Origin of the sequence: Paenibacillus massiliensis subsp. panacisoli DSM 21345 (assembly GCF_000426545.1) — a bacterium.
Lineage (GTDB): Bacteria > Bacillota > Bacilli > Paenibacillales > Paenibacillaceae > Paenibacillus > Paenibacillus panacisoli.
Genome location: NZ_AUFO01000011.1, coordinates 333282 through 344287, shown reverse-complemented (window position 1 = coordinate 344287; position 11006 = coordinate 333282). Strand labels below are relative to the sequence as shown.

General features: G+C 44.7%; 9 protein-coding genes and 1 rRNA gene. All 10 read right to left on the bottom strand.

Annotated features, from left to right (window positions below; translation table 11 throughout):
- Positions 1-275, bottom strand: a 16S ribosomal RNA gene (locus K331_RS0111420); the annotation flags it as partial.
- Positions 276-704: 429 nt separating this feature from the next.
- Positions 705-1337, bottom strand: a complete 633-nt coding sequence (locus tag K331_RS0111415) for an ABC-2 transporter permease (protein WP_028590401.1) — start codon at positions 1335-1337, stop codon at positions 705-707.
- Positions 1334-2200, bottom strand: a complete 867-nt coding sequence (locus K331_RS0111410) for an ABC transporter ATP-binding protein (RefSeq protein ID WP_028590400.1) — start codon at positions 2198-2200, stop codon at positions 1334-1336. The genes K331_RS0111415 and K331_RS0111410 overlap by 4 nt, the downstream gene beginning before the upstream one ends.
- 106 nt (positions 2201-2306) lie before the next feature.
- Positions 2307-2438: a class III lanthipeptide gene (locus tag K331_RS32470; protein ID WP_018887350.1), complete on the bottom strand. Its 132-nt coding sequence runs from the start codon at positions 2436-2438 to the stop codon at positions 2307-2309.
- Positions 2439-2540: 102 nt separating this feature from the next.
- The gene (locus tag K331_RS32465) at positions 2541-2672 is read right to left on the bottom strand and encodes a class III lanthipeptide (RefSeq protein ID WP_211237336.1); all 132 of its coding nucleotides are present in this window, start codon (positions 2670-2672) and stop codon (positions 2541-2543) included.
- Positions 2673-2751: 79 nt separating this feature from the next.
- Positions 2752-5379, bottom strand: coding sequence for a class III lanthionine synthetase LanKC (gene lanKC / locus K331_RS0111395; RefSeq protein ID WP_036634757.1), 2628 nt, complete (start codon positions 5377-5379; stop codon positions 2752-2754).
- Positions 5372-7165 (bottom strand): ABC transporter ATP-binding protein, encoded by a 1794-nt coding sequence (locus K331_RS29395; protein ID WP_051289795.1) that lies wholly within the window; start codon positions 7163-7165, stop codon positions 5372-5374. Before K331_RS29395 ends, lanKC begins: the two co-directional genes overlap by 8 nt.
- A gap of 389 nt (positions 7166-7554) precedes the next feature.
- A complete protein-coding gene (locus K331_RS0111385) occupies positions 7555-8460 on the bottom strand; it encodes a nucleotidyltransferase-like protein (protein ID WP_051289794.1) in 906 nt (301 codons plus the stop codon).
- A gap of 173 nt (positions 8461-8633) precedes the next feature.
- The gene (locus K331_RS0111380; RefSeq protein WP_028590397.1) at positions 8634-10343 is read right to left on the bottom strand and encodes a glycosyl hydrolase family 18 protein; all 1710 of its coding nucleotides are present in this window, start codon (positions 10341-10343) and stop codon (positions 8634-8636) included.
- A 186-nt stretch (positions 10344-10529) separates the two neighbouring features.
- The gene (gene perR, locus K331_RS0111375) at positions 10530-10949 is read right to left on the bottom strand and encodes a peroxide-responsive transcriptional repressor PerR (RefSeq protein WP_025677869.1); all 420 of its coding nucleotides are present in this window, start codon (positions 10947-10949) and stop codon (positions 10530-10532) included.
- Positions 10950-11006: the final 57 nt, after the last annotated feature.

Sequence of the window (11006 nt, the reverse complement as noted above, 5' to 3'; positions counted from 1 at the left end):
CGTTACCTCTCCAACTAGCTAATGCGCCGCAGGCCCATCCTCCGGTGACAGATTGCTCCGTCTTTCCTCACTTCTCCATGCGAAGAAGTGAATTATCTGGTATTAGCTACCGTTTCCGGTAGTTATCCCAGTCCAGAGGGCAGGTTGCCTACGTGTTACTCACCCGTCCGCCGCTAACTCTCAGGAGAGCAAGCTCTCCATCAAGTCCGCTCGACTTGCATGTATTAGGCACGCCGCCAGCGTTCGTCCTGAGCCAGGATCAAACTCTCCAATAAAGTTATTGAAAAGAGCGATAGCTCATTTTGAATCTGACGAGATTTAATATCTCATTGTTTGAATCTCACTTGCGTGAAATTCGCTCACTCGTTGTTCAGTTTTCAAAGATCAACTTCAACCTTATTTCTCAAGGTATGACCGCTTTGAGTATTCCTTTTTAGCGGTTCACCGCATCTCAGCGGCGACTTTTATAATGTAACATGTTTCGCTTTTTAATGTCAACAACTTTTTTTTCGATTTAGTTAGCCGAAAATTTATCGTTCTAAAAATCAAGCGAAGTAAGACGAGTTATAATGTATCATAGCTACCAGCAAGCAGTCAACCTTCATTGTGAGCTTTAGCTTATTTCATGATCCCCCAGCTATTCGGACCTAGCCGGACCTATTCAAACCTATCCGGATAGCTGTACTGAATGCATGTAGTAGCCACTATCGGAACTCCTTCCTGCTATATATCTTACTCGTTACAAAATACGAAAGCCCAAAGAGACAGATGGCAACCATTAGAAACAAGATGGAGAAGTGTTCATCAATTACAGGGTTAACAAGAGCATGATACACTCCGAATACTGCACCAAATACGCCAAAAGAAAAAATAATGCTCAAAATCATCATGATCTCCGCTTTATCCGGGCCCATTGCATAGCCTAATGGATAGGTCAAAGCAGCGCTACATAATATAATCCCTGAGCCACGTGGTACAAGATTGTACATGGGCCACAGCGACTCAGCTCTATATGCGATGATAATTAATTGAATACATAGGGTCACGAAGACGCTCAGCAATAATAGCAGTATAAATGTAGCATACTTGCTTTGTATGATCTGCTGCCTAGCAAGGGGCAAGGTAAGCTCATAACGATCCCAGCCAGCACTGCTATCCTGCTTCATTAGCGAAAATGCATTAGCAGGAATTAAAATAATAGATAGCATAACGGCCACCTGTGCTGCAGCAGGGGTATCCATAAAAAACAGCATTATATTAACCAAGCCTACAATCAGGAACGAAATTTTGAGATGGCTCTCTAAAGAATACAAGTTATTCAGAATTAGTCCTCTCATGCCCGCTCCCCTTTCATTAGCAGCTTCGTAATATCATCAATGGTTATGCTAGGTTGGATGTTCTCGGTAAGTGCTGTATCTTTGTTAGCAATCAACGCCTGAATAATATCTCCTTTCTGCAAGTATGATGCTACATCAGGGAGATCTCCCTTCAATTCGTTCCATACATGAGTTTCGTATTGCGCAATACTGAAGACACTTAAGAGCTTCTCCTTCGCACATTGTAGGATAATCTCTCCGCGCTTAATAAATATTAGATCATCCGCTATTTTCTCGATATCACTTGTAATGTGAGAAGATAATAGAATTGAGCGGCGTTTGTCACTCACGAAATCCAAAAAGACCTCAAGAATCTCATCCCGTGCAACAGGGTCCAGCCCAGAAGTGGCTTCATCAAGAATCAATAGCCTAGCATCATGTGATAGAGCCACAGCGATGGCTAATTTCATACTCATTCCACGAGAATAGCCGCTAAGCTTTTGGTTGCTCGGCAAAGAGAAGCGGTCTAGGAAGTATAGGTATTTCTCCTGATTCCATCGTTCGTAGACATTTCTCAATACTCGGCCCAGCCTCACCGCATCCAGTCCAGGCGAAAAATTTGCACAATCAAATACAACACCGATTTGCTCCTTAATTTCTTTCTCAGCTTCGAGCAATTCTTTACCGAAGAGCTTGATCACTCCCCGATCTTTATGCAATGTGCCTAGTATGATCCCCATCATCGTCGTTTTTCCCGCTCCATTTTCACCAATAAATCCAGTGATTGTGCCATAGGGAATGGAGAAGGTTACATCCTTCAATTGAAAGTCTGATTTCAAATAAGATTTGCTCACATTTCTAACCTCAAGGATTGGCTCCTCCATAGGTCCTCCCTCTTAAATGAAATCAGGAAAAAAATAAGCGAGCTTATTTTTTTCCTGATGGTTAAGTAATATGATTCTATTTTATCAAAAAGTATGAAATTCTAAATTAACAATGATTGCTCGCTGTAGACCAGCCTACAGTTACCGTAGTTACTGTCCACGTAATCGTAATCGGAAATACCTCTTGCTCATCGCCAATTTTTGCAGACATTTTTTGCAGCGCCAATACGTCGTTCATCTTATATTCCCCTCTCATGATTTAGTTTTATATGGATTTTATATGTGACAATAGCTTAGATGACATGGTGTAGAACACGCTTCATAAAGCTTGCTACGATCATTAGCAGTGATTGCTAGCTGTGGACCAGCCTACTGTTACTGTAGTTACTGTCCACGTAATCGTAATTGGAAATGCCTCTTGCTCATCGCCAATTTTCGCAGACATTTTTTGCAGCGCCAATACGTCGTTCATCTTCTCACCCCCTTTCAAAAATGGGTGCAAGTTCACATTCCATTAAAGTGTATTTAACACGTTGTTATCTGTATTTTATTCACTGTCTATCTGTTGAAAGTACTGAGAACCGAGCTTCATTCCTCTTATAAGAAGTCTTCGCCACAAATTGATTAATATGAATAAGTGGAAGCCAGTACAGCGGATTCGACTCCTGCAAACCTTGCAAAGCAAGCATTATACCCGCACTTCCGGTGTACCAATCATCAGATAAGCGATATCCAAAATTCCCAGAAAAATGTACCTGATCCTGCCGGGCTACAAGGAACAATTGCAATCGCTGCAAGGATAGCTTGACATGCTCTTGTAGCACGTCAGCATCATCTTCAATGAGACATGGCAGTAACAGGAAGCCTCCTGCCCCATCCAATATTCCACCGCTGAAGGTACACCTGATATCATTCAGGTTCATAATCAACTTCAGTTCTTCTTCATAGTGTCTCTTCCCAGTAACATGGTTGAAATACCAGATCGCGACCCCGATACCTATCGATCCCCCAGATAGATAAGGAAGCACTCGTTTCTTCTCATCCATTGCTTGCAGGACCAACACTTCTTCATCCCGATGTGAATGCTCCAGATCCATCTCAATTAATTGCCTGGCTCGAATGTAACAGTCCTCTTCTCCAGTAACAGCATACATGGCGCTGAACAGCACGGATACACCCGACCACCCATCTATCATTCCTATAGGAACAGCCGCCCAATCAGTCACCGTTAACGGTCGTCTCTGATCCATCACAGATATAATCTTGGCAATGATGCGCCTTGCCTCGTCTAAATATGCTTCCTTGTGCTCCTCCAGATACAGGCTCAACCACGCTAATCCCATACCCGCAAGCCCTGATCTCAACGAGACATCATGGGAATCGTCATATTCAATATGAGAGAATCTTTCCAGTGCTTCTCCTGTATAACCTAACTCGTACAACGTGGAGGCTATTCCTGCATTGCCTACCAACAGTCCGTGTCCGCCTTCCAGGGTATTATGGGACAAAACGCTATCCTCCAACCACTCATGGACCCGACTATCCATATAGCCTGTTCTGTGAAGAGCCAGTGCAGCGCCAGTACCACCCGTTAATACATTGATTAAGCCGCCTGAATTCTCATACTGTCTGATATCACCATGAACGAGGCCCTTCTCTGGTACCAAGTTGGCTAGCATTCCTCTACTCAACCCATGAATGACAGAGCTAATGTCACTAGATGACATCAATGATACAATGACCTGCTCGTCAGGGTACGTTTGCTCTTTTGCAGCTGTAATATTCTCATCGCATTGCTGTTCAACATGCCTGACGAAATTATGGAACACTTCACCAAACTCACTTCTGATCCATTCATTGTGATAGAACGATATACTGCGCTCAATGTTATCGACAGGACCTATGGGCAGTACACAGTATCTCAAGATTTTCTTAACAGCGTACCAATCGCGTTCTTTATGATTCTTATTGCGCGTATCTGAAAAGCCAATGGTATGAATAGCTGCCTTCTCTTCACTGTCCTTATCGCTCGCAGATTCAAAATCAATAAGGATGACCTTCAAATCTTCAGTAATCATGACATTGGATGGCTGTAAATCCCCCATGCCAACCTGGCGGTCATGCATTTCAGCTACAATAGTCATCAGGCTGGTTATGATCGTCTGAACCTGCAACACATACAATGCTGTATTCTTCAATCGATGAAATGGATAATGAGCCGCTAACCATCTCTTGAGATCGATCCCTTCTACAAACTCCTCTACTACAAAAAGATGCTTCCAAGCTTTGAAGCAATCTACAACATTCACTATACCCTTTACATCCGCAAGCAAGGACAACGCCTCATGCTCTTTAACTAGCCGATCTATAGCATCCTTATTCTGCCCGTCCAGACCGACCTTGGGCCTTGCCTCTTTAATGACAACCTTCATGTGATCCGACTTTCGCTCTGCCACATATATTCCGCCTCCATTATTAAAGCGAATGACCCGCTGGATCTCATACGCTTGGAGGCCGGAGCTGTCTGCCTCATTCTCTGGTATGTTGTTATGGCTATCCAGGTAGATGTCGAATTCCTTCACAAATTCAGGCACCTGATAATAAGGTGTTCGGTTATCCGGGATGAGATTGCCCGATTCATCCCTGATGCATAACTGTCCTTCTTCGTTTTGAATACTTCTGAATCCCCCATACCTGTAGTATAGATTGCTATCCTTCCAGCATTTATCGCTGAGGATGTAGGGGCCGTTATCTTCATCTCGAATTGCCTCATGCAGCACATGGAGTAGCTTCAGGAACTCCTCATCCGTCGCCGGGTAGATGGTTATGAATTTCCCTGATGATATCCTGTTGCCATTTTTAGAATTGACGCTATGCAGCTGCCGTTCACTAACAAGGTGCTTGAAGGCCACCTTCCGCTTCATTAATTGTTGACTCACCGTTTCTAAAATAGTGTGCGCATTATCCATTGTGGCACTGACATGAATTTTCCAGCCCTGATCCTTCAAGCTCTTACCTGTGAAGCTATACATCACCCAGGGGGAATGATGATCTTGGTTGATTATGCAATCCTCAGCTAATTCCTTTACCTTGTAGCCTATCGTGTGATCCCCTGTCATCATCCTTGTATAATAATCGGAGTCGCCCAGATAATTCAGATAGAGTTGGTTTTTATCCATGGACAAGCAGTTCACCCCTTTTTTCGCTTATGGCTGTGTTAAATTGTAATTCACAGAATTGCTTGTACAATTCATGCGTTTGCTGTAACTCTTCATGTCTCCCTTGGCCGGTGATCCTGCCACCCTCTATGAAGATAATGTGCTCGGAATCTATGATGGTGGACAGTCTGTGTGCAACAACAATAGCTGTTCTACCCTCTATAACTTTCTTCATCGCGGATTGCACCTTCTCTTCGGATTGACTATCCAGACTGGAGGTCGCCTCATCAAGCAGAATAATCTCCGGGTCCTTGAGGAACATTCGAGCAATAGCGATTCGCTGCCGTTGTCCACCAGATAAATTCAGGCCTTTTTCTCCAATATACGTATCCAGTCCGTTAGGCAGATCGTTGATAAACTCCCAAGCATTTGCCATCTTGCACGCATCTATGATTTTCTCTTCACTCAGATGCTGCTCCAGACCGAACATCAAATTCTCCCTAACAGTACCGCTAATCAAGGTATGCTCCTGTGAGACATATCCAATCTGAGATCGCCAGGAGTGCAACGAAAAGTCCTCTATACGCTCACCGTCTACGAAGATATTTCCCCCTGTCGGCTGATAAAAACGTTCCAGCAGGGCCAACAACGTCGTTTTACCACTCCCGCTTGGCCCAACCAAAGCATAGGTGCTTCCCTTTTGCAGGTTCAGATTCATGTCTTCCAGCCCAAACGCAGAATGCTCATGCGTACTGTAGCTAAAGCTCAAATTTCTGAGCTCAATTCCCTTGTAAGCTGGAGCGAGCTGCTTCCCGGCACTCAGGTTCTCCTCTTCCTCTGCGAGTAATTGCGAGATACGCTCTGTGGCCCCCTTTGTCTTCTGCAGCTGCGAGAAGAATAAGCCAAAGTTGGATAGTGGATTCATTATGTAGAAGATCAAGGTTAGAAATGCGATAAAGGTTCCCGGTGACAATTCACCATTCGCAAGCTGCATACCACCATACCCGATGATTACCACAATGATGAACAACATGATCATATTAAGAAATGGAGTAACGGCTGCGCTCCATTTGGCCTGTTTTAGACCAATTCGCATTAAATCCTGTATGATGCCGTGCCCCTTCTCGATCTGGTGATGCTCTGCTGTGAATGACTTGATCAGCTTGTTCTCTGCGATCATTTCGATAGCCTTGACATTAAGCTTCGCTGTGGATTGCTGTAGTTCTCTCGATAGCTGTGATAGCACTCTGCCCAGTGGAATGAAGAACAGCAAAAACAAAGGAATTGCAGCAACAATGATTAATGACAGCTTCCAGCTGTAGTAAAATAACCAAAAACCACAAAATAGCAGGGATAGTGTTGCATTGATAAACTGCGAGAACGAATGGCTGACTAGATTGTAAATAACCGTCGTATCACTCACCAGTCTGCTTGAGACATCCCCCGACTGATTTTTATCAAAAAATGGAGTGGGAAGCTTCACAATTTTAGACCAAGTTAGAGCTCTTAGATTAGCAACAACACTTAAGCCTACTTTGCTAAGTAAATAACTCGACAGCACGCCTGTGATGGTTACGAAAATGAATAAGCCCCCCAGACCTGCAAAGGTTGAGCCATTAAAGGTGCCTGACTGTGTATAGGCGTCCACTATCATTTTCAGGAAGTGAGGAATGAATGTCGTCAACACGGCACTAAGTGAACTTATAAGGCAAGCAACGACGAACAGAGTAGTTCGTGGCCGCGACTTATGAATCAGTTCAAAAAATTGCCGCCACGAGTAATGGTGTTCTCTTTTGTCTCTGATCATATCTTCACCTTTTCTATTTAGTTGTGTCGTCTGGTCATGTGTGTCGTCAGCGAGGTTTGTTTTAAGAAAGGCTCTGTGAAAGGTCTTGGGATGTGAGCGTCCTGGGTTGTGAACGCACTTGGTCAATTTACTGGCTGGTGGTTGCCTAGGAGTTAGTATTTATGTAGTGTGCTTTGCGAGTGTTAATTTAGTTAAAATTTATTATATATGATATATAAATACCATAAAATAGTATTTTGTTCCCAATTAATATGGTGCTTAATCCCTAATTATTCCTTAAAATAACTAATATAATAAAAAAGACCTCCTGAACAAATTCAGGAGGTCGCCCATAGTTACATAGCAGCCAGCACGAAGTTGGCTTGCCTTTGCTATAATATTCAGATGCATTAATATGAGCAGTATCGCAATTCATTCGACTTCTCATTATAATAAGCTACCTTGCTCCCACTCTTGGCAATCTCTTTAATAAAGGAACGATAGACCAGCTTACGCAATACAAGCGGTAGCTCGAACTTGACGTGGATCAGTTCAGGATGATTGATCAGCTCTTGTATCGACCATGGCTCACGGCGGCTGCGTAGAATGCGGAAGAGCAGGACAGAGCAATCAGCCATTTTGGACATAACCGAGAATTCACATGCAAGCAGCACCAATTCCACCCGTTGCTCCACAGTTTCTATACTCAGTGTCAATTCCTCATACAACTTGTACACGCCTTTATTAACCGTTTGTACCTCCTGCCATACGTTCACGGTCGGCAGTATTCCCCGATCAATTAATTCGATGCATGCCCAGTGATGCAGCGCCTGAAGCACACGGTGATAAGCATCCAATGCCTGCCCTTCCTTCATACAACGCTTGGCAAGTACATAGTGATTCAGGAAGGAGGCGAACTCATGGAATAGCTTCTGCTCACGCAGCGTGCCCTCAAAGGCCATAATCTCCTGCCTAAGCAGTTGAATCTTATGATCCGTCTCCCATAAAATATCGCCCTCCAACAGATAATTGACAAGATCAGAACGTTCTCCATCAATAATCCAGCGACGAAGCTGCTTTAAATGGACATGAAGAATCTGGCATGTAGTATCTCCCAACATCGCATGCTCCATGGAATCTTCTCGAGACTCTTGTTCATAGACGATCAGAATCAATACGCCAAAATCATGAATCAATGACCCGTGAAAACTCGTTCCGTTACGCCTGCAAGCTATCGCTCCAATGGCAGGCTCCTTCATCCACTCCATAGACAGCACATTGAATTTTGTTAACTGCACGTCACCCTCCATAGCCATTATGGCGACCTCCGCCAAATTTGAGTCTGAATAACAATGCTACAATTCTCCAATAATGAAATAAGTTATCCCTTATCCGAAGTATTCTACACTGCAATTCCAACTTCCTGCTTAGATCACCATACACTTTACGGGTGAATTTCAATAAATATTTTACGACTCCCTCTACAAATCTACGGAGTATTGAACTTGCTTAGTACCTTCCACGCCGTATCATTTGCAAAGTTGCGATTCCAGACGCCAATGCCCCCCAGCTCGAAAGACTTCGCTTGCTCAACTCTCGCCTGCAGCGACACCTCGTCCTCCAGCCAGATTTTTTTGACTATGCCATTTTCCTTGTATTCCACATAGTTTTGTCCGACATCCTCCAGATATTCCTTGTCCAGCTTGAATTCTGTCAAAATGCTTGCCGCTGTACTCATTCCAACAGCCTTGGAGCTGACCTTCGTCTCCCCCTTGACTTCTTCCTCGGACCACACACGAGTATACAGCGGGATTCCAAGCACCAGCTTCTTCGGAGGCACGGAGTCCTCGTCAAGAATGCGGCGAATTGAACTCTCTGTCCATGGGAGGGAAGCGACTGATCCTGCCTTCGGACTGGCAGCCCAGTGCTCATCATACGCCATCAACATCATATAATCAGTGACTTCGCCCAGTGACTTGCGGTCCAGAAACACCGACCACATCTCACTATTGGATTTTGGCGTCACATCAATAGAGAGAATCAGGTCATTGGCCCGTGCCAATGGCTTGAGCTCTCTCATGAACTGAGTAACATAAGGTCCGTCTTTGGTGTAGACATTTTCAAAATCTATATTAATACCGTCCAGATCATACGACTTCGCAAGATCAATCGTCTGTTGAATAATATACTTGCGTCGTTCATAGGTCGAGAGCGCCTCGGTTGTCAGATCAGGATCAAAGCTGTTGCTCAGCAGCCCCCACACTTCCATGCCACGGTTATGAGCCCATCGGACATAATCCATGCTCGCTTTACTATTCACTTTCCCCTCAGGTGTAGTAATCTCGAACCATGTCGGACTTGTGACATTCACCCCGGGCATTGAACCAATATCAGCGGTTCGCGGATTGCGCGAATAGACAGCCTCCCAAGCGAGGTTGACAGGCTTGTCCTCCCAATGCTGCTCTGATAATGAAAGTGTCTCTTCAAGTGGTTCTACGCTAAGAGCTGTACCAGGGCTAATATTATTTGCTTGTACATAGCCTGTAGACCCGTTGTCCATCTGGGCATAATACCAGCCCTCCGCTTCACTCCATAACTTCACGACTGTGCCTTGTGGCATATCCGCTAAGATCGGTGCATACTTGGACGGCTCTGAACGAAGAGGTGCTGTTGAATCACTTTTGCCACTTGGAGTCGATACATTTCCGGTATCCACCTGCTCCCCTGCTCTCATTAGGAGTACCGCTCCTGTCGTCGCATCCTCATGGACAGTTGCCCCGTATATTTCAGCAATGGCCTGAAAAGGAACATACATCACTCCATCCTTCTCGGTCACCACCGTTGTTAATGCATACGCACTTCCATTTAATTCAGCCTCGTTCTCCGAGACGATCAAGCGCATGACCTTCTGCCGAGTAGACAGAACGACCGAATCCGTACTCTCCTCATGCCACACAGCCGAATTAACATATTGCTGAATGACCTCCAACGGCAGGCTGAGCGTATCCCCCTCACCAACCGCACTATAGTCTGTCAGTTGTCCCTCCACAAAAATCGGGCGAGCTATTCCCCAACTTAGCTTCTCATGCAGCGGATTTCCCCACCAGACAACAGCAAGTACACATAGAATTATGGCAGTAAAAAAAAGTCCAAACGTCCGTTTGAGCGCCTTCCCTTTATGTCGGCGTTGTCGATTCATTCTAGTCAAAATGGGCCTCCAATGTTCATTTTCGATTTAAAACAGCTTCATGTCGTTAGATTGTAATACGTTCCAAGGAATGGGAGCGTTTCTAAATGCTTAATACCTACCTTCGCTATCTGGACAATAAAAAAAACGTGCAGAGCTGAATAGCTCCACACGTCGTATTGTACGTGAATTTCCGAGTCACCTGCAAGACCTGCATACTCCTCGCAGCTCCAAACGATGTCCACGAACCTCGAACCCGGTCATCTGTGCGGCATGCCGCTCCACATCCACCAAGGATGGATAACTAAAATCCTCAATCTTCCCACAGCTCTCACACACGATATGGTAGTGATCGGACACATTAGCATCATAGCGGCTTGAATTGTCTCCGTACGTTAACTCATGCACCATTCCAGACTCGATGAATACCTTTAGATTGTTATATACCGTCGCAACGCTCATGTTGGGAAATTTGGGTTCCAGCGCCCGATAAATCTCGTCAGCCGTCGGATGCGCCATGGATTCCAGTAAATAATCTAATATCGCATGGCGTTGGGGGGTTATACGTACACCGGTCTTCTTCAGTTCTTGCAATGCATGCTGAACTCGAGTTGCCATTATACCCACCGCCTTAATCAATCGTTACGTCTCATCATATGTTTAATCATCTAATTT

Excerpts from the sequence above, each read along its gene's own strand:
- K331_RS32470 (WP_018887350.1), bottom strand. The coding sequence starts at position 2,438 with ATGAACGACGTATTGGCGCTGCAAAAAATGTCTGCAAAAATTGGCGAT.
- K331_RS0111385 (WP_051289794.1), bottom strand. The coding sequence starts at position 8,460 with ATGGCTATGGAGGGTGACGTGCAGTTAACAAAATTCAATGTGCTGTCT.
- K331_RS29395 (WP_051289795.1), bottom strand. The coding sequence starts at position 7,165 with ATGATCAGAGACAAAAGAGAACACCATTACTCGTGGCGGCAATTTTTT.
- lanKC (WP_036634757.1), bottom strand. The coding sequence starts at position 5,379 with ATGGATAAAAACCAACTCTATCTGAATTATCTGGGCGACTCCGATTAT.
- K331_RS0111415 (WP_028590401.1), bottom strand. The coding sequence starts at position 1,337 with ATGAGAGGACTAATTCTGAATAACTTGTATTCTTTAGAGAGCCATCTC.
- perR (WP_025677869.1), bottom strand. The coding sequence starts at position 10,949 with ATGGCAACTCGAGTTCAGCATGCATTGCAAGAACTGAAGAAGACCGGT.
- K331_RS32465 (WP_211237336.1), bottom strand. The coding sequence starts at position 2,672 with ATGAACGACGTATTGGCGCTGCAAAAAATGTCTGCGAAAATTGGCGAT.
- K331_RS0111380 (WP_028590397.1), bottom strand. The coding sequence starts at position 10,343 with ATGAATCGACAACGCCGACATAAAGGGAAGGCGCTCAAACGGACGTTT.
- K331_RS0111410 (WP_028590400.1), bottom strand. The coding sequence starts at position 2,200 with ATGGAGGAGCCAATCCTTGAGGTTAGAAATGTGAGCAAATCTTATTTG.